Here is a 20,147-nt window from a genome sequence, read left to right as displayed (position 1 = left end):
CACGTGCGCAAAAGAAGCCGGGGCACTCGCCTTTGAATGCGTGTGCCCCGGCCACCGTACAACTGTCGTGCTACTTGGAACTCTGCCGCTCCACCGCGGCCTTCACCAGGCCGGCGAACAGCGGGTGCGGCCTGGTCGGACGCGAGCGCAGCTCGGGGTGGGCCTGCGTGGCCACCAGATACGGGTGGACCTCGCGCGGGTACTCGATGTACTCGACGAGCTTGCCGTCCGGCGAGGTGCCGGAAAACAGGATGCCCGCCTTCTTCTCGAGCTCGGCGCGGTAGGCGTTGTTCACCTCGTAACGGTGACGGTGCCGCTCCTCGACGTACTCCTTGCCGTCGTACACCTCGCGGACGATGGAGCCCTCGGCCAGCTTGGCCGGGTACATGCCCAGCCGCATGGTGCCGCCCATGTCGCCCTCACCGGCGACGATGTCGAGCTGTTCGGCCATCGTGGAGATGACCGGGTGGCCGGTGGCCGAGTCGAACTCGGTCGAGTTGGCGTCCGGGATGTCGGCGAGGTTGCGGGCGGCCTCGATCACGATGCACTGCAGGCCCAGGCACAGGCCCAGCAGCGGAATCCGGTTCTCGCGGGCGTACTTGATCGCGCCGACCTTGCCGAGCACACCGCGGTCACCGAAGCCGCCCGGGATGCAGATGCCGTCCACGTCGGCGAGCTGTGCCGCGGCGCCGGCCGGGGTCTTGCAGTCGTCGGAGGTGACCCACTTGATCTTGACGCGGGCCTTGTTGGCGAAACCTCCGGCGCGCAGCGCCTCGGTGACCGAGAGGTAGGCGTCGGGCAGGTCGATGTACTTGCCGACCAGGGCGAGGGTGATCTCGTGGTCGGGGTTGTGAACGCGGTCGAGCAGGTCGTCCCAGGTCGTCCAGTCCACGTCCCGGAACGGCAGGTCCAGCTTGCGGACGACATAGGCGTCCAGGCCCTCGCTGTGCACGGTCTTCGGGATGTCGTAGATCGAGCGGGCGTCGGGGCAGGCGACCACGGCGGCTTCGTCGACGTCGCACATCAGCGAGATCTTGCGCTTGATCGCGGTCGGCACCTCGCGGTCGGACCGCAGCACGATGGCGTCCGGCTGGATACCGATGTTGCGAAGAGCCGCAACCGAGTGCTGGGTCGGCTTCGTCTTCAGCTCCCCCGAGGGGCCGATGTACGGCAGGAGCGAGATGTGCACCACAAACACGTTGTCCCGGCCGACCTCGTGACGGACCTGGCGGACCGTCTCCAGGAACGGCAGCGACTCGATGTCGCCGACCGTGCCACCGACCTCGGTGATCACGACGTCGACCTCGTCCGTCGCCATGCGGCGGATGCGGTGCTTGATCTCGTTGGTGATGTGCGGGATGACCTGCACGGTGTCGCCCAGGTACTCACCGCGCCGCTCCTTGGCGATCACCGTGTTGTACACCTGGCCGGTGGTGACGTTGGCGGAGCCGTCGAGGTCCCGGTCGAGGAAACGCTCGTAGTGGCCGATGTCCAGGTCGGTCTCGGCGCCGTCGTTGGTGACGAACACCTCACCGTGCTGGAAGGGGTTCATCGTGCCCGGGTCGACGTTGAGGTACGGGTCGAGCTTCTGCATCACGACGCGCAGGCCCCGCGCCTTGAGCAGCATGCCGAGGCTGGAGGCCGTCAGGCCCTTGCCGAGCGAGGAAGCGACACCCCCAGTGACGAAGATGTGCTTGGTCGTCGTGGCTGTGCTGTTTCGAAAAGCAGCGGTCATGGCCAAGAGGGGGCTCCCGTGGTCGCGATCTGGAGGTGCGGTTCGGGGGTCAAGCGCCCACCGGTCCACGGGCTACCAGGGTATCAGCGCCGCGGGGAGATGGCTTCCGGCCACGCTCCGCACACACGCCGACACGGACCCGCACGAACGCACCTGTTTCTCACCCGTTGCTCACCCGTTCGGCCCAGCCGCGTTGCCCGGAGCGGCACACAGATCATCTACGTGCGTCGTATCCTGCTCGGACACTCACTGCCGAGCCCGGCCGAAAACTCGGGACCACCCCACCCGTGAGCGCCGGAACAACGAGAGCTCGTCAGTTCGTTGAGCAGCAGTTGTCGTTTTGCCTCACAGCGGCAGGCCTGTTTTGCTTCACCGCTCAACGACTCAGTACAACCACCCCCTTGACCGCACCAAGCGACAGCCCCCTTTCCTACCGGGGGCGACGTGGCCGTTCGACTGGAGTTGCACGTGGCCGGGCGCATCGAAGACTACGCACTCATCGGAGACATGCAGACCGCAGCCCTGGTCTGCCGGGACGGCACGGTGGACTGGCTGTGCCTGCCCCGCTTCGACTCGCATGCCATCTTCGCCGGCCTGCTGGGCACAGAGGAACACGGCTTCTGGCGCCTGGGCCCCGCCCATGGGGCCGACGCCGAGCCCCCCACCGCCGCCCGGCGCACCTACCGCGGCGACTCCCTGATCCTGGAATCGGAGTGGGACACATCACGCGGCACGGTCAGAGTGACCGATTTCATGCCCCCGCGTGACGGCGCCCCGCAGCTGATCCGGATCGTGGAGGGCATCTCGGGCCGCGTGCCCATGCGCTCGGCCCTGCGGATGCGGTTCTCCTACGGCCGGGTCGTCCCGTGGGTCCACAAGCACGAGGGGCGCACGGTCGCCGTGGCGGGCCCGGACTCGGTGTGGTTCGACACCGACTGCGAGACCTACGGCAAGTCGCTGACCACGTACTCGGACTTCACGGTCGCCCCGGGTGACCGGATCGCGTTCACCATCTCCTGGGAGCCCTCGCACAAGCAGCCGCCGCCGCTGCCGGAACCGGAGCAGTCCCTTGAGGCCACCGAGGACTTCTGGCGCGAGTGGGTCGAGCACTGTACGTACCACGGCCCCTACCGCGAGGCCGTCATCCGCTCGCTGATCACCCTCAAGGCGCTGACGTACGCTCCCACCGGCGGCATCGTCGCGGCCCCGACGACCTCGCTGCCCGAGGACATCGGCGGTGTCCGCAACTGGGACTACCGCTACACCTGGCTGCGCGACGCGGCCATCACCCTGTCCTCGCTGCTGCGCACCGGCTACCGCGAGGAGGCCCGCGCCTGGCGCGAGTGGCTCCTGCGGGCCGTCGCCGGCGACCCGGAGAACCTCCAGATCATGTACGGCATCGCGGGCGAGCGTGAGCTGGGCGAGGCCGAGCTGGACTGGCTGCCGGGATACGAGGGCTCCGGGCCGGTGCGGGTCGGCAACGGCGCGGCCCACCAGCTCCAGCTCGACGTGTACGGCGAGGTCACCGAGGCCCTGCACCTGGCCCACATGACGGGCCTGTCCCGCAACGACTACGCCTCCCTGCTCCAGCTCAAGCTGATCCGCTACCTCGAGGACCACTGGGACGAGCCGGACGAGGGCATCTGGGAGGTGCGCGGGCCGCGCCGGCACTTCGTGCACTCCAAGGTGATGGCCTGGGTCGCCGTGGACCGCACCATCAAGCTCATCGAGTCCGGTGACGCGGACGGCCCGCTGGACAAGTGGCGCGAGCTGCGCGACGACATCCACCGGGACGTGTGCGAGAAGGGCTACGACAAGGAGCGCAACACCTTCACGCAGTCCTACGGCTCGAAGGAGCTGGACGCCTCCCTGCTGCTGATTCCGCAGATGGGCTTCCTGCCTCCGGACGACAAGCGCGTGATCGGCACCATCGAGGCGATCCAGCGGGAGCTCTCGACCTCGGACGGCTTCATCCTGCGCTACCCGACCTCCGGCGGCGAGGAGAACCTCGACGGCCTCCCCGGCGACGAGGGAGCCTTCCTGGCCTGCTCGTTCTGGATGGCGGACGACCTCGCGATGATCGGCCGCGTGGACGAGGCGAGAAGGCTCTTCGAGAAGCTCCTCTCGCTCCGCAACGACCTCGGACTGCTCGCCGAGGAGTGGGACCCGCGTCTCAAGCGCCAGGTCGGCAACTTCCCGCAGGCCTTCAGCCACGTCCCGCTGATCGACACGGCCCTGCGTCTGACGGCGTCGGGGGCGTACGGGGGCTGAACAGCACCTGTGCGGAAGGGGGGTGCCCCATGGGGTGCCCCCCTTCCGGCGTCAGGAACCTCAGGCCGGCCCGAGCGCCGTCAGCGTGCGTTCGCCGCCCGGGTCCCCGGCCGTGGCCGGCACGAGGGCGATCTCGTCGAGCCCGGCCTCCCGGTAGGCGTCGATCCGCGCCCGTACGGTGTCCAGGTCGCCCACCAGCCCGACCGTGCCCGCGGCCGCCTCGGGCAGGGCCCGCATCAGGGTCTCCCGGTCCGCCCCGCTCGCGGCGAGCTCCACCGCCTCTCCGAACCCGGCCTCTACGAAGACTTCGCTGTAGCCCGGCACGGTCAGGTATCCGGCGATGCTGCCCAGTACCTGCGCCAGCGACAGCGGGTCGGGGTCGACGGCCGCCGGCAGCCAGGCGGCGAGCGTGGGCGGCGTACGGCCCGCCTTCCGAGCCGCCGCGTCCAGCTGTGCGCGCAACGCCCGCACCTGCTCCGGGGAGACCACGTCCAGCAGCATGCGGTCGGCGTGCGCGGCGGCCGTGGCGATCGCGCGGGGCCCGAAAGCGGCCACCGTGAGGGGCCCTCCGGGCGGGGGCAGACGGCGGCGGAAGGGGCTGCCGGGCACGACCGGTTCGCCCGCAGTGGCGTGCAGAAACCGCCGTAGGGCTGCCGCCTGCTCCTCCAGTACGGCGGCGGGCCGTGCCCGGGGCCGGCCGTGCACGGCCTCGACCACGCGCTTGCTGGACGTGCCCAGCGCCACCCCGACCGGCCGGCCGACGAGGGCCGCGACCGAGGCGGCACCGCGGGCCGTGGTGTACGCGTCGCGTACGTTCACCGGCACGGGCCCCGCGGTCAGTGCGACCCGCTCGGTGGCCCGCCCGATCGCGGTGGCGAGGACGAAGGAGTCCCACGTCGGGCCCTCCCCGGCCCACACCTCCCGGTACCCGAGCCGGTCGGCGGCCACCGCCACCCGCAGCGGCTCCTCGACCGCACTGTCGTCCTCCCGTGCCACGGCCACCACGCTGAAGTCCATGCACCGGCCGCTACCCCGCCGCGGCTCCGGGCACGCCTCGGGTAGCGTCCGGCTCATGGACAGCGGCACGAACAGCGGTTTCGACACCCAGGGCGCCGGGATCACCGTGCAGCGCGCGCTGGAGCTGCCCGGTCTGCGCAGCGGGCTCCCGGAGATCCTCGCGGGCGCGGACCGGCTGCAGCGGACCGTGCGCTGGGTGCACGCGGGCGAGGTGCCGAACATCGCCTCGCTGCTGAAGGGCGGGGAGCTGCTGCTGACCACCGGTTACGGTCTCGGCACCCGTCCGGCCGAACAGCGCGCGTTCGTGCGCACCCTGGCCGAGCGCGGGATCGCGGCCCTGGTCGTCGAGCTCGGCCCGCGCTTCGCCCGGCTGCCCGCGGCCCTCGTCGACACGGCCCGCGCGACCGGCCTGCCGCTCGTCCAGCTGCACCGCGAGGTGCCGTTCGTGGCGGTCACCGAGGAGATCCACACCGAGATCGTCAACGGCCACTACGCGCTGCTCCAGCGGGCCGAGGAGGTGCACCGCCGCTGTACCGAGGCCCTGCTGGGCGGCGGCGGTATCCCGCAGGTCCTCGGCATCCTGGCCGACTTCAGCGGCAACCCGGTCTTCCTGGAGACGACGGACGGGCAGCTCCTGTACGCCGCCGGGGAGGGCCCCGAGGGCGCGGACCCGCTCCAGGTCTGGGAGGGACTGCGCGGCCAGCACAAGGACGCTCCGCCGTCCGGCTCGGCTCTCGTGGACGTGCCCGGGGGCGGGCCCGGCACGGGGTCGGTACGGGCGCGGCTGGTCCTGCTTCCGGTACGGGCCCCGCTGGCCCCGGTGCACCGCATGGCGGCCGAGCGCGCGGCGGGCATCCTGGCCGTCGTCCTGATGCAGGCCCGTCAGGAGGAGGAGCTCGCGGCACGCGGCCGCGGCGACTTCCTGACCGACCTCGCGGAGGGCCGTATCACCCCGGAGGACGCGCCGGCGCAGGCGCGCGTGCTGGGCTTCAGGCCGGGCACCGGCCCGCTGCTGCCCGTGGTGATGCGGCTCGGTGACGCTCTCGCTCCCGGCGGTGGCTGGGCGGTGCTGGCCCGGGCGGTCTCCGAGGAGCTGGCCGCGGTCGGCGTGCCGGTCCTGCTGGGCGTACGGCCGGTCGAGGGCCGGGTGCCGGTCCTGCTCGGTCTGCGCTCGGAGTCGGAGCGGCCGGCGGTCGCGGACCGGGTCGCGGCGGCGCTGCGGGCGGGCGTGGAGCGGGCCGGGATGCAACGGCCGGGCGCCCAGCCGCCGGTCGTGGTCGTCGGGGTCGCCGGCAGCTGGGCGGCGGCCTCGGCGGGCCTGCGCCACGCGGCCGAGACGGCGACGGCGGCGCAGGGCCTGTCGGACCGCCCCTGGTACGACGCCCGCCGCCTCGACATCGACCTGCTCCTGTGGCGGCTGCGCGAGCACCCTGACCTCGCTGCCTTCGTGGACCGCGCCATCGGCCCGCTGCGCGCCCACGACCACCGCTCCAAGCCGCCACTGCTGCCGACCCTGGAGACCTACCTGGCCCACGCCGGCCGCAAGGCGGAGACGGCCCGCGAACTCCATCTCAACCGGCAGACGCTCTACAACCGCCTCGCCCGGATCGGCGAGTTGCTGGGCACGGACCTCGACGACCCGCAGACGGTGCTGGCGTTGAGCCTGGCGCTGCGGGCGCGCAGACACGTGCCCTAGATGAGGGGCCGGGGCTGGGTCAACTCGTCGTAGACGCTCAGCACTTGCGCGACGGTCTCGTCCTCCGTGGGCCACGTGGCCGCCTGCCGGATGCCCCGCTCCCTCAGCAGCTCCCGGCGCTCGGGATCGCCGAGCAACCGCAGGACGGCCTCGGCAAGGGCCTCCGGGTCGCCGTACGGGACGAGTTCGGCCGCGTCGCCGACGAGTTCGGGGATCCCGCCGACCGCGGTCGCGACGAGCGGCACCCGCGCGTGGAAGGCTTCCTGGGCGAGCACCGAACGCGCCTCCCAACGGCTGGGCAGGAGTGCGAGATCGGCGGCCGAGAGCAGCTCGGAGAGGTCGTCACGCCGCCCGATCAGCCGGACCGGCAGCCCTTCCTCCTCGATACGGCTCTGCAGGACCGGCCGCAGCGGACCCTCGCCCGCGACGGCGACCAGCGGCACGGGGTCGAGAAGGCGCCACGCGCGTGTGGCGTCCAGCAGGGTCTCGTAGCCCTTGTGCCGCTCCAGGGCGCCGACCGCAAGCAGCAACGGACGCCCGATGGCCCCGAGTTCCGCCCGCACCTTGGGCCGCAGCCGGTCGGGGTCCTCCTGCTCGACGGCTGCGCGCGGCCCGGGCAGTGCAACGGCGGCGAGCCGCGCGTCCCGGGCACCGGTCCTGCGGGCCCGGTCCACGAGTACCGACGTGGACCCGAGCACCACGGAAGCGGCCTTCACGACCCGGCGTTCCAGGAGGCGCACGAAATGGGCCCGCGCTCCCTCGGCGTACGCCCGGTCGTGCCAGGTGACGACGAGCGGGGTCCGCCGCCCGCTGAGCGCCAGCACCGCACGGAACGAGGCGTGCAGTCCGTGCGCGTGCACCAGATCGGCGTCCGCGCAGGCCGCCCGCAGCACGGCCACGGAGGTCGGATCGCTGCTGCGCGGCACGTGCACGTGGTCGGCACCGGCCCCGGTGAAGTCGTAGGCGCGGTCCGCCTCGGCGGGGGCGCACACCGTGACCCGCACACCCCGCGCGACGAGCCCCGAGGTCAGGGAGCGCACATGCGCGCTGCTGCCGGCATTGCCTCCGCCCAGCACCTGCACGGTGCGCAGCGGCGACTGGCCGTGCGGTGAGTGGCTGCTCACGGGGGTCACGTGGCCGGGCTCCTGGTTCGGGTCGGACGGTCACGAGGAAACGTACAGAAGGTGTCGAGCGGAGGGGTGTACCGCGCGCTTCCTACGCGTGATGGGTTCTCTGCCAAGGATGCCAGGACGTACGGGTGTTCCGTGCATGCGGAGAACGGGGGACGGGCGTGTGCGGCGAGTCGGTGTCACTCACACGAGTGACGGAACTGGTTCCGACCTGACGAAGCCCGACCTGAAGGGGCACGGGGAACTGCGCGACAAACCCCCCGCGCTGGTCACTTCACCGTCCGCAGCGCGGCCAGATGCGCCCGGAACCCTGACCGTGCAGCCATGCCGGCGACGTCAGGCCGGAGGTGAGTCCCAGGGACGTACCCTCACGCGTCCGCCCGGGCCGTGGCCAGCAGCTCCTCCGCGTGTGCCCGGGCCGTCTCCGAGTCCTCCTGCCCGGCGAGCATCCGGGACAGCTCCCGAATCCGCTCCTCACCCTCCAGCACCTTCACACCGGAGCGGGTGACGGACCCGTCGTTCGTCTTCTCGACCAGCAACTGCCGGTCGGCGAAGGCCGCGACCTGCGGCAGGTGGGTCACCACCACGACCTGCGCGGTCTTCGCGAGCCGCGCGAGGCGCCGCCCGATCTCGACCGCCGCCTTGCCGCCGACACCGGCGTCGACCTCGTCGAAGAGGTACGTCGGCACCGGGTCCGTCCCGGCGAACACGACCTCGACGGCCAGCATCACGCGCGAGAGCTCACCACCGGACGCACCCTTGGCGATGGGCCGCGGCGGGGCGCCCGGGTGCGGGGCGAGCAGCAGCTCGACCTCGTCGACACCGGCCGGGCCGTACGCGACCGCGCGCCCGCCGACCTCCACGCCCTCCGGGTCCTCCGTCTGCCGGATGGCGAAGGACACACGCGCGTGGGGCATCGCCAGCGACGCCAGCTCTGCCGTCACCGCCGCCGCAAACCTCTCCGCGGCCTCGGTACGCGCATCCGTCAGCGCCTGCGCCAGCCCGCCCAGTTCGGCCCTGAGCGCGTCCCGTTCGGCGGTCAGCTCGTGGATCCGCTCGTCGTCGCCGTCCAGTTCGGTGAGCCGCGCGGCACTGCGCTCGGCCCACGTGAGCACGGCGGCCACGTCGTCGCCGTACTTACGGGTCAGCGCGGTGAGCGCGGCCCGCCGCTCCTCGACGGCGGAAAGGCGCAGCGGATCGGCGTCCAGGTCGTCGGCGTATCCCGCGAGCTCCCCGGCCACGTCGCCCAGCAGGATGCCGATCTCCCCGATCCGGTCGGCGAGCGCGGACAGGGCCGGATCGTGCGACCGTACGGCTTCCAGAGCCCGCTGAGCGCCCGCCACGAGCGTCGCGGCGTCGATGCCCTCGGGATCCTCGGGGTTCCCGGCGAGGGCGGCATGGGCGGCCGTGGCCGCGGACGACAGCGCCTCGGCATGGCCCAGCCGCTCGGCCTCCTCCGCCAGCTCGACGTCCTCACCGGCCCGCGGTTCCACACCCGCGATCTCGTCGAGCCCGTACCGCAGCATGTCGGCTTCCTGGGCCCGCTCACGCGCGCGCGTGACGATCTCGTCCAGCTCGCCGGAGACGGCCCGCAGCCGCCGGTAGGCCTCGGTGTACTTGGCCAGCGGCACGGCGACGGCGTCACCCGCGTACCGGTCGAGCGCCTGCCGCTGCCGGTTCAGCTTGAGCAGCCCCTGCTGATCGGTCTGTCCGTGCACGGCGACCAGCTCGTCCGCGAGCTCGGCGAGCACTCCGACGGGCACCGACCGCCCGCCCAGATGCGCCCGGGACCGCCCTTCGGCGGAAACGGTACGGCTGATCAACAGCGCCCCGTCGTCGAGCTCGGCCCCGGCCTCCTCGGCGCGTACGACGACGGAGTCGCCCGGGGACACGGTGATCCGCCCCTCCACCACCGCCTTCTCCGCACCGATCCGCACGAGCGCCGCATCGGCCCGCCCACCGAGCAGCAGCCCCAGGCTGGTGACCACCATGGTCTTGCCCGCACCCGTCTCACCGGTGACCGCGGTGAACCCGGGCGACAGCTCGACGACGGCGTCATCGATGACTCCGAGCGACCGTATCCGCATCTCTTCCAGCACGGTGAAGACCTTACGAGGTCCGGGTGGCTCTGTGCGAGGCACCCTGTCACCCAGGGGAGGGAAGCGCCCCACGGAGCGCTAGTGCGGCGCCCCCCGCCACCCGGAAACCGGCAGCGCGAACTTCGCCACCAGCCGGTCCGTGAACGAGGCGTGATGCAGTCGGGCGAGCCGCACCGGCACCGCCCCCCGCCGCACCTCCACCCGCGCACCCGGCGGCAACTCGAAGGTCCGCCGCCCGTCGCACCACAACACACCCGGCGGAATATGCGGCAGCAGCTCCACGGCCAGCACGGAATTCGGCGAGGTCACCAGCGGCTTCGCGAACAGCGCGTGGGCGGAGATCGGCACCATCAGCAGCGCCTCCACCTCGGGCCACACCACGGGCCCGCCCGCCGAGAACGCGTACGCCGTGGACCCGGTGGGCGTGGACAGCACGATCCCGTCGCACCCGAAGCCCGTCACCGGCCGCCCGTCGATCTCCAGCACGACCTCGAGCAGCTTCTCGGCACCGGCCTTCTGCACGGCGGCCTCGTTGAGCGCCCAGTCGGTGTGGACGATGTCCCCGTTCCGGTGAACGACGACATCGACGGTCATCCGCTCCTCGACCTCGTACGCCTTGGTCACCACCCGGTCGACAACCTTGTCGAGATCGTCCCGCTCGGCCTCGGCGAGGAAGCCGACACTGCCGAGGTTGACGCCCAGCATCGGCACCCCGGAGGCGCGGGCGAACTCGGCGCCGCGCAGCAGCGTCCCGTCACCGCCGAGCACGATGAGCAGCTCGCACCCTTCGAGGCACTGCGGAGTCGCCTCCTTGACGAGCTGCACCTCGGGCGGCAGCGGCAGGTCGGCCGCCTCGTACTCCAGGACGCGCACGCCGATCCCGGAGCGCATCAGCCCCTTGACGACCAGCTCGGCACTGCGGATGGCCGCGGGCCGCCCGGTGTGGGCGAGCAGGAAAACAGTACGAGCTCGGTTCTGGCTCAACGGGGCCCCTCCGCCACTGCACGGTCGACATCGGCCGGGTCCAGGGCCGGCGCCCCGGCACGCAGCCACAGAAAGTATTCGACATTGCCCGAGGGACCGGGCAACGGACTGGCCGTGACCCCGTTCACCCCGAGCCCGAGTTCCCCCGCCTTCTCGGCCACTCCCCGCACGGCCTCCGCCCGCAGCTGCGTGCTCCGTACGACTCCCCCGCTGCCCAGCCGTTCCTTCCCCACCTCGAACTGCGGCTTCACCATCATCACCAGATCGGCGTCCGGCTTCACGCACCGCACCAGGGCGGGCAGTACCAGTCCGAGCGGGATGAAGGACAGATCCCCCACGACAAGATCCACTGGTTCCCCATCGATCGCTTCGAGCGTCAACTCGCGTACGTTCGTACGGTCCTTGACGGTGACGCGTTCATCGCTCTGGAGAGACCACGCGAGTTGTCCGTAGCCGACGTCGACGGCGACCACGTGCGCCGCCCCGGCCCGCAGCAGCACATCGGTGAAACCGCCGGTGGATGCCCCGGCGTCCAGCGCCCGCCGCGCCTCGACGACGAGTCCCCGCGGCCCGAACACCTGGAGGGCGCCCGCGAGCTTGTGCCCACCCCGGGACACGTAGCCGGGATCGCTGTCGTCGCTCTGCACGACGATCGCGGCCGCGGTCTCCACCTGGGTGGCGGACTTGGTCGCGACGGTCTTGCCGACGGTGACCCGCCCGGCCGCGATCAGCTGCCCGGCATGCTCGCGCGAGCGCGCCAGCTTCCGGCGGACCAGCTCCGCGTCCAGACGGTTGCGTGCGACTCCTGCCACGTTCGGTTCAGCTCCTAGTGCCATACGAGGGTGAGGGCGCCCTCTGGTCATACGACGGTGAGGGCGCCGGAGGTCCCGGGCGGGCGTCGAGCGCGGTGAGCTCGTCGCGCAACCCCCGGTGTACATCCTCGTACACCTCGATGTGGCCGTCGGTGGCGAGGTGGTCGGCGTCACCGAGCCGCTCCAGCTGGGCGTCGACCTCGACGTTGCCGGTGGGGATGCGAGGAACGTTCAGAGGGGCGGGGGCAGCCGGGTCGTACCCGGCGGGTTCGACCGGGCCCTCTTGTGAAGGCTCTGGAACTGCGTCGCTCATGCCCAGACGCTACCCCGAACCGCTGGGGTACCGTCGAGCGCGATGGCCACGATCGAGGAGTGCCGCGCCGCACTCGAAAAGCTCTCCGGCAACATGCGCAACGCCGAGGGGGACGCCGCCACGGCGGCGTCCATGGACCGCTCGGTGAGCTGCCGCATCACCGATCTCGACGTCACCTTCGTCGGCCGGATGACGGGTGGCCGGATCGTGGTGCACGACACCCTTGAGGGCCCTCCGAAGGAGAAGGCCCAGATCAGACTGGCCATGTCCGGTGACGACCTGGTGGCCCTGGTGAACGGCGAGCTGAACTTCGCCAAGGCCTGGGGCTCGGGCCGGGTGAAGCTGGAGGCGGGCCTCAGGGACCTGTTCCAGCTCAGGAAGCTGCTGTAGATCCCTGGTCAGGAAGCTTCCGTGGCGGCCTCCACGCGCACGCGTGCCTTGCGCGCGGCCGGCACCACCAGCGGTGCCCCCGTCTCCGGGTCGTCGATCACCTGGCAGCGCAGCCCGAAGACCTCCTCGACCAGGTCGGCCGTGACGATGTCGTTCGGGGCACCCTCGGCGATGATCTTCCCGCTCTTCAGCGCGATGAGATGCGTGGCATACCGGGCCGCGTGGTTGAGGTCGTGCAGGACGGCGACCAGGGTGCGGCCCTGCTCCTCGTGCAGTTCGGCGCAGAGGTCGAGGACGTCGATCTGGTGCTGGATGTCTAGGTAGGTCGTCGGCTCGTCGAGGAGCAGCAGCGGGGTCTGCTGGGCGAGCGCCATCGCGATCCACACGCGCTGCCGTTGGCCGCCGGACAGCTCGTCGACGTACCGCTCGGCGAGTTCCGCGACCCCGGTCTGCCGCATGGACTCCTGTACGACCCGCTCGTCCTCGGTGGACCACTGGCGCAGGATGCCCTGGTGGGGGTAGCGGCCGCGGCCGACCAGGTCGGCGACGGTGATCCCGTCCGGCGCGATCGACGACTGCGGGAGCAGACCCAGGGTGCGGGCGACCTTCTTCGCCGGCAGCGACTGGATGACCTGCCCGTCGAGCAGCACCTTGCCCTGGCTGGGCTTGAGCATCCGCGAGAGGGCCCGCAGGAGCGTGGACTTGCCGCACGCGTTGGGGCCGACGATCACCGTGAAGGAGTGGTCGGGTATCTCCACCGACAGCTGCTCGGCGATGACCCGCTGGTCGTAGGCGAGGGTGACGGTGTCGGCGGACAGGCGGTTCACGGTGCTCCTTGGGTTGTTCAGTCCGCTGGTGAGGACGGTCTCGGCACTCATATCCGGCCCGCTTTGCGCTCGGTGACCAGGAGCCACAGCAGATAGACGCCGCCGAGGACTCCGGTGACCACGCCGACGGGCAGCTGGTCCGCGCCGAAGACCTTCTGCGAGATCCAGTCGGCGGTGACCAGGAGGGTGGCGCCCATGCACAGGGACGGCAGCAGATTGGGGCCGGGCGAGCGGGTGAGGCGGCGGGCCAGCTGCGGTGCGGTGAGCGCGACGAAGCTGACCGGCCCGGCGGCCGCGGTGGCGGCGGCGGTGAGCAGGACGGCGGCGACCAGCAGCAACAGTCGTACGCGCTCGACCCGCACCCCGAGGGCGTGGGACACGTCGTCGCCCATCTCCATCATCCTCAGGCCCCGCGCGTTGGCGAGGACGAGCGGGACGAGGACGGCGCACAGCCACAGCAGCGGCCAGACCTGCGTCCAGTCCCGGCCGCTGAGGGAGCCGGTCATCCAGACGACGGCCTGGGCCGCCTCGGTGAGGGTGGACCTGGTCAGCAGATAGCCGTTGACCGCCGTGACGATCGCGGAGACACCGATGCCGACCAGGACCAGTCGGTATCCGTGCACGCCCTGCTTCCAGGCGAGCAGGTAGATGGCGAACCCGGTCACCAGTCCGCCCACGAGTGCGCCCAGGGTGACCTGGGTCGCGCTTCCGGAGAACAGCACGATCATCGTCAGTGCCCCGGCCGTCGCCCCCTGGCTGAGCCCGAGCACGTCCGGACTGCCCAGCGGATTGCGGGAGATGGCCTGGAACAGCGCGCCCCCGAGCCCGAGCGAGGCGCCGACCAGCAGTCCTACGAGGACTCTCGGCAGCCGCAGTTCGTTGATGATGAACTCCTGCCCGGCGTTGCCGTTCCCGAGCAGCGTCTTGAGCACGTCCCCGGCGGGGATCGGGAAGTCGCCGGTCCCGATCAGCACCACGCTCGCGGTGAGGGCGGCAAGCAGGATCAGGGCGACGACGACAGCGGCCCGGACGTCCAGCCGCAGGGAGAGCCCGCCGGGGGTCCTGATGGCACGGTTGGTCCTCACAGCTGCGCCGTCCTCCGCCGTCGTACGAGATAGATGAAGACCGGCCCGCCGATGAGCGCGGTGACGATGCCGACCTGGAGCTCCGCGGGCCGGGCCACGATCCGGCCGATCACGTCGGAGCCCAGCAGCAGCACGGGCGACAGGACGGTCGCGTACGGCAGGATCCAGCGCAGGTCGGGGCCGGTGAAGGAGCGCACGATGTGCGGCACCATAAGGCCGACGAACACGATCGGTCCGCAGGCGGCGGTCGCGGCCCCGCACAGCACGGTCGCGGAGAGCATGGCCAGCGCCCGGGTGCGGTTGAGATTGGCGCCGAGGGCCTTGGCGGTGTCGTCGCCCATCTCCATCGCGTTGAGCGGCCGCGCGAGCGCGAGGGCGAGGAGTGAGCCGGTCGCGAGGAACGGCAGCACCTGCCAGATGGTCGAGTTGCTCGCCGAGGACAGCGAACCGACCGTCCAGAAGCGCATCTTGTTGAGCGCCTGGTCGTCGGTGATCATCACGGCCTGGAGATAGCCGTACAGTGCCGCGCTGATCGCCGTACCGGCCAGCGCGAGCCGCACCGGGGTGGCGCCCCGGCTGCCGCCGAGGAACCAGACCAGGGCGCCCACCGCGACCGCGCCGAGAAAGGCGAACCACACATAGCCGCTGAGCGAGGTGACGCCGAAGAAGGTGATGGCGGTGACGACCGCGGCGGACGCGCCCGCGTTGATGCCGAGCAGCCCGGGGTCGGCCAGCGGATTGCGGGTGAGCGCCTGGAGCACCGCCCCGGACAGACCGAGCGCGGCACCCGCGAGCAGCCCGAGGACGGTCCGCGACAGCCGGTCGGCGACCACGACGTCGCCGTAGGTCCCCGTGTCCTGGAACAGTCCGTGCCAGACCTGTGCCACGGACAGCCCTTTCGCCCCGACCGCGATGCTCGCCACCGCGACGAGCACCAGGATCACGACGGAGACGAGGAGCCCAAGGACTCGTATCGCCCGACGGGTTGGGGGCGCGGGGGCGGTCTCCGCGCGCTGTTCGGGAGGACTGTCGACCAACACGCAGTTAGGTTAGCCTACCCTGCCAAACGGCCACGATCCCTGGCACCGACCGTGCGTGGACTCACACGGAGACCTGCCCGCCCCGATGGCTCACAACCCCAGCTTGGCCAGCGCCTTGCCCCCGTCCAGCTCGCACGCCTTCTCCCCCGCCGCCGTCCAGGCCGCTGCGCACAGCGCCCGCAGCCCGTCCAGGGCCTCGCCGTCACCGTCCAGTTCCAGCCGCGCCTCCCCGGCCGTCGCCGTCCATCCCCCGCACCGGAAGCCCTCTCCCGCCTCGGTGACCTCGGGCTGCCCGGTGAGCATCCCCCGCAGATCGGCGTCCACATAGGTCGGCCGGTGCTGCGGCGGCGCGGCCAGCAGCTGGGCGCCGTCGGTGACACCGGTGAGCACGAGCAGCGAGTCCACCTCGCCGTTGAACGCGCCCTCGATGTCCGTGTCCAGCCGGTCCCCGACCACCAACGGCCGCTTCGCGCCGGTCCGCAGGATCGTCTCCCGGTGCATGGGAGGCAACGGCTTGCCCGCGACCTGCGGCTCGGCGCCGGTCGCGATCCGCACGACCTCCACCGCGGCGCCGTTGCCCGGCGCGATCCCCCGCCCGCTCGGAATCGTCAGGTCGGTGTTGGACGCGAACCAGGGCACCCCGCGCGCGACGGCGTAACTGGCCTCCGCGAACCGCCCCCAGGGCAGGTCCGGCCCACCGAAGCCCTGCACGACCGCCGCCGGCTCGTCCTCCGCCGACTCCACCGGCTCGAGCCCCCGCTCGCGCAGGGCCACCCGCAGCCCCTCGCCACCGATGACAAGGACCCGGGAACCGGCCGGCACCTGCTCGCTGATCAGCCGCGCCACCGCCTGGGCGGAGGTGATGACGTCATCGGGCCCCGTCGGTATGCCCAGCTCGGTGAGGTGCTCGGCCACGGCGTCGGGCGTCCGCAGCGCGTTGTTGGTGACGTAGGCGAGGTGCATACCGCCCTCACGCGCGGTGGCCAGCGACTCGACCGCGTGCGCGATCGCGTTGCCGCCCGCGTACACCACCCCGTCGAGGTCGAGCAGCGCGGTGTCGTACGCCTCGCTCAGGGCCTGCCCACTGCCCTCAGGCCTCGTCCTCACGCGCTGGCTCATTCCGCATCGCTCCTCGTTCGACGGCTTTCCCCCGATCATCCCCCATGCCACTGACACCCGTACGATGCCGGGATGAACACAGCAGGTCACCCGGAAGCAACAGCGCGCCGAGGCCTGGAACTCACCCCGTTCCGAGGCCTGCGCTACGACCCCGACCGGGTCGGCAGCCTGGCCGCCGTGACATCCCCGCCGTACGACGTCGTGGTCCGCCCCGACGGCCTTCACCAGCTCCAGTCCAACGACCCGTACAACATCGTCCGGCTGATCCTCCCGCAGGCGACGACCCCGGCCGAACGCAACGAGCAGGCCGCCCGCACCCTGCGCGGCTGGCTCTCCGAGGGCATCCTGACTGCCGATCCGGAGCCCGGCCTGTACGTCTACGAACAGCAGGACGGCGCCGGCCTGCTCCAGCGCGGAATCATCGGCACCCTGCGCCTGTCGGAGCCGTCGGAGGGCGTGGTCCTGCCCCACGAGGACGTCATGCCGCACGTCGTCGCCGACCGCGCGGCCCTCATGCGCGCCACCTCCGCGAACCTGGAACCCCTGCTGCTGACCTACCGCGGCAACGGCACGGAGTCCGTCACGACGACCGCGATCGAGCGCACGGCCGAGCAGCCCCCGCTCCTCGCCACCACCACGGAGGACGGCTACAGCCACCGCCTGTGGTCGATCACCGACCCCGCCGAAGTGGCCCGCATCCAGTCCGACCTGACCCGGCACCAGGCCCTCATCGCGGACGGCCACCACCGCTGGGCGACCTACCGCCGTCTCCGCGCGGAGCACCCCTCCCCCAGCCCCTGGGACCACGGTCTGGTCCTCCTGGTCGACACGGCCCGCTACCCCCTGCGCGTCCGGGCCATCCACCGCCTCCTGCACGACATCCCGGTGTCCCGGTCCCTGGCGCTCCTCGACGGCCTCTTCCGTGTACGACACCTCGACATGCCCCTGGCCGAGGCCCTGGACGCCCTCGCCGACGCGGCCTGCGCGGGCAACGCCTTCCTCCTCGCCGGCGACGGCGTCTTCCACCTCGTGGACCGCCCGGACCCGGATCTCCTGTCCCGCACGATCCCCACGGACCGCCCCACCGCCTGGCGCACCCTGGACGCCACGGTCCTGCACGCCACACTCCTCGCCCACGTCTGGCACATCCCCGAGGACGACCCCGCCCGCATCGCCTACATCCACGACACGGCCGCCACGGTCGAGAAGGCGGAACGCGACGGCGGCACGGCGGTCCTGATGCACCCGATCCGTGAGGACGTCGTCCGCGAGCTCGCCCGCCAAGGCGTCACGATGCCCCGCAAGTCGACGTCGTTCGGCCCGAAACCGGCTTCGGGCCTGGTCCTGCGCGCACTGGACGTATGACGCACAAAGGGGCGGGATCCCGGGATCCCGCCCCTTTGCTCACCGACAACACACGTCAGTCCTTGAGGTCGCCGTCCTCGACGTCCTCGACATCTTCCACGTCCTCTACGACCTTCTCGGCAGCCTCGCCGTCAGGCTCGACCTCGTCGACCTCGTCCTCAGCGAAGGCGTCGACGAACTCGACCCCGTCCAGCTCGGCGAGCCGGTCGGACGCGTCGGTGCTGCCGTCCTTGTCGGACTCCACGGCCTTGGCGAACCACTCCCGCGCCTCGCCCTCCCGACCGGCCGCGAGCAGCGCGTCGGCGTACGCGTACCGCAGTCGCGCGGTCCACGGCTGCACCGAGTTGGAGGCCAGCTCGGGGCTCTGCAACGTCACAATGGCCGCGTCCAGCTGCCCCATGTCACGCCGGGCACCGGCGGCGACGAGCCGCATCTCCACCTGCCCGGCCTTGTCGAGCTTGTGCACCTCGGGCGCCCCGGCCATGTCCAGCGCCTTCTCCGGCCGCCCGAGCCCACGCTCGCAGTCGGCCATGACCGGCCACAGCTCCACGTTCCCGGTCATCCGCCGCGCGGCCCGGAACTCGGCGAGCGCCTCGCTGTACTTCTGGTTGGCGTACGCCGCGAACCCGGCCGCCTCTCGCACGGCCGCGACACGCGACGCGAGCCGCAGGGCCACCTTGGAGTAGCCATAGGCACCCTCGGGGTCCTCGTCGATGAGCCGTGCGACCATCACCAGGTTCTTGGCGACATCCTCCGCGAGCCCCTTGGGCAGGCTCTGGAGCTCCTGCCGTACGTCCTTGTCGATCTCGTCGCCCGTGACGTCCTCGGGGATCGGCAGCCGCTTGATCGGCTCACGGTCGCGGTCCCGCTCATCACGGAAACGCCCGCCACCGCCACGCCGGTCATCGCCACCGTGCCGGTCGTCCCGACCACGGAACCCGCCGGGCCGCGCCCCACGGTCATCCCTACGGGGCCCACCGCGGCCGGCGCCCTGGTCGTCCCGCCGTTCGTCACGACGGAAGCCACCGCGCTCGCCCCGGTTGTCGTCACGTCGGGCATAGCCACCGCCACGGCTGTCGTCTCGCCGGGTGTAGCCACCGCCGCGGTTGTCACCACCACGACTGTCGCCGGCACGGTTGTCGTCACGACGGAAACCACCACGGTCCCCACGGTCATCGCCGCGCCGGTCGTCACGCCGGTCATCCCGGCGGTCGTCACGGCGGTCGTCACGGCGCTCGAAGCTGCCGCGGTTGTCGTCACGACGGAAACCACCGCGATCCCCACGGTCTCCCCGGTCGTCGCGACGGGGCCCGGTCGGACGGTCGTCACGGCGGAAGGCAGGCCGGTCTCCGCGGTCGTCGCGACGGGGCCCGGTCGGACGGTCGTCGCGACGGAACGCGGGGCGAGCTCCGCGGTCGTCCCCACGGGGACCACGGTCGCGGTCATCCCGCCGACCGTAACCACCGCCACGGTTGTCACCACCACGACTGTCGCCGGCACGGTTGTCGTCACGACGGAAACCACCGCGATCCCCACGGTTGTCATCCCGCCGGACGTACCCACCGCCACGGTTGTCGTCACGGCGGAAGCCGCCACGGTCGCTGTCCCGGCGCTCTACGCGCTCGCCGCGGTCGTCACGGCGGAAGGCAGGCCGGTCTCCCCGGTCGTCACGGCGGGGCCCGGTCGGACGGTCGTCGCGACGGAACGCGGGGCGAGCTCCGCGGTCGTCCCCACGGGGACCACGGTCGCGGTCATCCCGCCGGCCATAACCACCGCCACGGTTGTCACCACCACGACTGTCGCCGGCACGGTTGTCGTCACGACGGAAACCACCACGGTCGCCTCGGTCGTCCCCACGGGGTCCACGGTCGCGGTCATCCCGCCGGGCAAAGCCACCGCCGCGGTTGTCGCTGGGACGGTCGTCACGGCGGACGTAGCCGCCACCCCGATTGGCACCACGGTCATTGCCGCCACGACCACTGGTACCGCGGTCGTTGTCGCGGCGGAAGCCGCCACGGTCACCACTGTCCCGTCGCCGCTGGTCGCGCTCCGGTCGGTCGTCGGGAGAGTTGGTGGACATGGTGACTCCTGTCTTCGGTACTGCAAGCATTCTAAAAACAAAAGGACCCCTGGTCCCAGCTGAACGCTGGGACCAGGGGTCCTCCAAAGATTGTTCGGCGGTGTCCTACTCTCCCACAGGGTCCCCCCTGCAGTACCATCGGCGCTGTAAGGCTTAGCTTCCGGGTTCGAAATGTAACCGGGCG

At 71.6% G+C, this 20,147-nt stretch carries 16 protein-coding genes, 1 rRNA gene and 1 pseudogene; 4 read left to right on the top strand and 14 right to left on the bottom strand.

Going from position 1 to position 20,147, the window contains the following annotated elements; genetic code table 11:
* Window positions 1–70: 70 nt before the first annotated feature.
* Window positions 71–1,735 carry a CTP synthase gene (locus tag ACZ39I_RS26540; RefSeq protein ID WP_352390818.1) on the bottom strand — a complete coding sequence of 555 codons (1,665 nt, stop codon included), beginning with the start codon at window positions 1,733–1,735 and terminating at the stop codon, window positions 71–73.
* Between the two features lie 468 nt (window positions 1,736–2,203).
* Between ACZ39I_RS26540 and ACZ39I_RS26535 the strand changes: the two genes are divergently transcribed.
* Window positions 2,204–4,006 carry a glycoside hydrolase family 15 protein gene (locus ACZ39I_RS26535; protein ID WP_467247592.1) on the top strand — a complete coding sequence of 601 codons (1,803 nt, stop codon included), beginning with the start codon at window positions 2,204–2,206 and terminating at the stop codon, window positions 4,004–4,006.
* A 60-nt stretch (window positions 4,007–4,066) separates the two neighbouring features.
* Here ACZ39I_RS26535 and ACZ39I_RS26530 read toward each other — a convergent pair whose 3' ends face one another.
* Complete coding sequence (locus ACZ39I_RS26530; RefSeq protein ID WP_467246999.1) at window positions 4,067–5,023, bottom strand: LLM class F420-dependent oxidoreductase; 957 nt, start codon at window positions 5,021–5,023, stop codon at window positions 4,067–4,069.
* 55 nt (window positions 5,024–5,078) lie between these two features.
* On the opposite strand from ACZ39I_RS26530, the gene ACZ39I_RS26525 reads away from it, so the two are divergent.
* Window positions 5,079–6,719 (top strand): PucR family transcriptional regulator, encoded by a 1,641-nt coding sequence (locus ACZ39I_RS26525; RefSeq protein WP_467246997.1) that lies wholly within the window; start codon window positions 5,079–5,081, stop codon window positions 6,717–6,719.
* Here the strand turns inward: ACZ39I_RS26525 and ACZ39I_RS26520 are convergent.
* The 5 genes from ACZ39I_RS26520 to ACZ39I_RS26500 all read right to left on the bottom strand — a co-directional run bounded on the left by ACZ39I_RS26520 (window position 6,716) and on the right by ACZ39I_RS26500 (window position 12,057).
* On the bottom strand, window positions 6,716–7,852 hold the full coding sequence (locus ACZ39I_RS26520; RefSeq protein WP_467246996.1) for a glycosyltransferase family 4 protein: 1,137 nt from the start codon (window positions 7,850–7,852) through the stop codon (window positions 6,716–6,718). The genes ACZ39I_RS26525 and ACZ39I_RS26520 overlap by 4 nt on opposite strands.
* 365 nt (window positions 7,853–8,217) lie before the next feature.
* Window positions 8,218–9,936: a DNA repair protein RecN gene (gene recN / locus ACZ39I_RS26515; RefSeq protein WP_467247590.1), complete on the bottom strand. Its 1,719-nt coding sequence runs from the start codon at window positions 9,934–9,936 to the stop codon at window positions 8,218–8,220.
* A gap of 90 nt (window positions 9,937–10,026) precedes the next feature.
* Window positions 10,027–10,932, bottom strand: coding sequence for an NAD kinase (locus tag ACZ39I_RS26510; protein ID WP_352390814.1), 906 nt, complete (start codon window positions 10,930–10,932; stop codon window positions 10,027–10,029).
* Complete coding sequence (locus tag ACZ39I_RS26505) at window positions 10,929–11,744, bottom strand: TlyA family RNA methyltransferase (RefSeq protein ID WP_467246995.1); 816 nt, start codon at window positions 11,742–11,744, stop codon at window positions 10,929–10,931. Before ACZ39I_RS26505 ends, ACZ39I_RS26510 begins: the two co-directional genes overlap by 4 nt.
* Before the next feature lie 7 nt (window positions 11,745–11,751).
* A complete protein-coding gene (locus ACZ39I_RS26500; protein ID WP_467246994.1) occupies window positions 11,752–12,057 on the bottom strand; it encodes a hypothetical protein in 306 nt (101 codons plus the stop codon).
* A 42-nt stretch (window positions 12,058–12,099) separates the two neighbouring features.
* Here ACZ39I_RS26500 and ACZ39I_RS26495 point away from each other — a divergent pair, with 42 nt between their 5' ends.
* A complete protein-coding gene (locus ACZ39I_RS26495) occupies window positions 12,100–12,447 on the top strand; it encodes an SCP2 sterol-binding domain-containing protein (protein ID WP_467246993.1) in 348 nt (115 codons plus the stop codon).
* An 8-nt stretch (window positions 12,448–12,455) separates the two neighbouring features.
* On the opposite strand, the gene ACZ39I_RS26490 is transcribed toward ACZ39I_RS26495, so the two are convergent.
* The 4 genes from ACZ39I_RS26490 to ACZ39I_RS26475 all read right to left on the bottom strand — a co-directional run bounded on the left by ACZ39I_RS26490 (window position 12,456) and on the right by ACZ39I_RS26475 (window position 16,518).
* A complete protein-coding gene (locus tag ACZ39I_RS26490) occupies window positions 12,456–13,325 on the bottom strand; it encodes an ABC transporter ATP-binding protein (protein ID WP_467246991.1) in 870 nt (289 codons plus the stop codon).
* Entirely contained in the window at window positions 13,322–14,359 is a 1,038-nt protein-coding gene (locus ACZ39I_RS26485) for a FecCD family ABC transporter permease (RefSeq protein ID WP_467246989.1), read from the bottom strand. Before ACZ39I_RS26485 ends, ACZ39I_RS26490 begins: the two co-directional genes overlap by 4 nt.
* Window positions 14,356–15,399: a FecCD family ABC transporter permease gene (locus ACZ39I_RS26480; RefSeq protein WP_467246987.1), complete on the bottom strand. Its 1,044-nt coding sequence runs from the start codon at window positions 15,397–15,399 to the stop codon at window positions 14,356–14,358. The genes ACZ39I_RS26485 and ACZ39I_RS26480 overlap by 4 nt, the downstream gene beginning before the upstream one ends.
* A gap of 90 nt (window positions 15,400–15,489) precedes the next feature.
* The gene (locus tag ACZ39I_RS26475; RefSeq protein ID WP_467246985.1) at window positions 15,490–16,518 is read right to left on the bottom strand and encodes an HAD-IIA family hydrolase; all 1,029 of its coding nucleotides are present in this window, start codon (window positions 16,516–16,518) and stop codon (window positions 15,490–15,492) included.
* A 72-nt stretch (window positions 16,519–16,590) separates the two neighbouring features.
* On the opposite strand from ACZ39I_RS26475, the gene ACZ39I_RS26470 reads away from it, so the two are divergent.
* Window positions 16,591–17,883, top strand: coding sequence for a DUF1015 family protein (locus ACZ39I_RS26470; RefSeq protein WP_467246983.1), 1,293 nt, complete (start codon window positions 16,591–16,593; stop codon window positions 17,881–17,883).
* A gap of 55 nt (window positions 17,884–17,938) precedes the next feature.
* Here ACZ39I_RS26470 and ACZ39I_RS26465 read toward each other — a convergent pair whose 3' ends face one another.
* The 3 genes and pseudogenes from ACZ39I_RS26465 to rrf form a co-directional block, all read right to left on the bottom strand.
* Window positions 17,939–18,721 (bottom strand): tetratricopeptide repeat protein, encoded by a 783-nt coding sequence (locus tag ACZ39I_RS26465; RefSeq protein WP_467247589.1) that lies wholly within the window; start codon window positions 18,719–18,721, stop codon window positions 17,939–17,941.
* Window positions 18,722–19,036: 315 nt separating this feature from the next.
* A pseudogene (locus tag ACZ39I_RS26460) lies at window positions 19,037–19,546 on the bottom strand (tetratricopeptide repeat protein); the annotation flags it as partial.
* Window positions 19,547–20,055: 509 nt separating this feature from the next.
* Window positions 20,056–20,147, bottom strand: a 5S ribosomal RNA gene (gene rrf / locus ACZ39I_RS26455); the annotation flags it as partial.

The organism is Streptomyces sp. NPDC024687 (genome assembly GCF_055559055.1).
The sequence above is the reverse complement of the archived record's forward strand: the minus strand, read 5'-3'. Positions and strand labels throughout refer to the sequence as shown.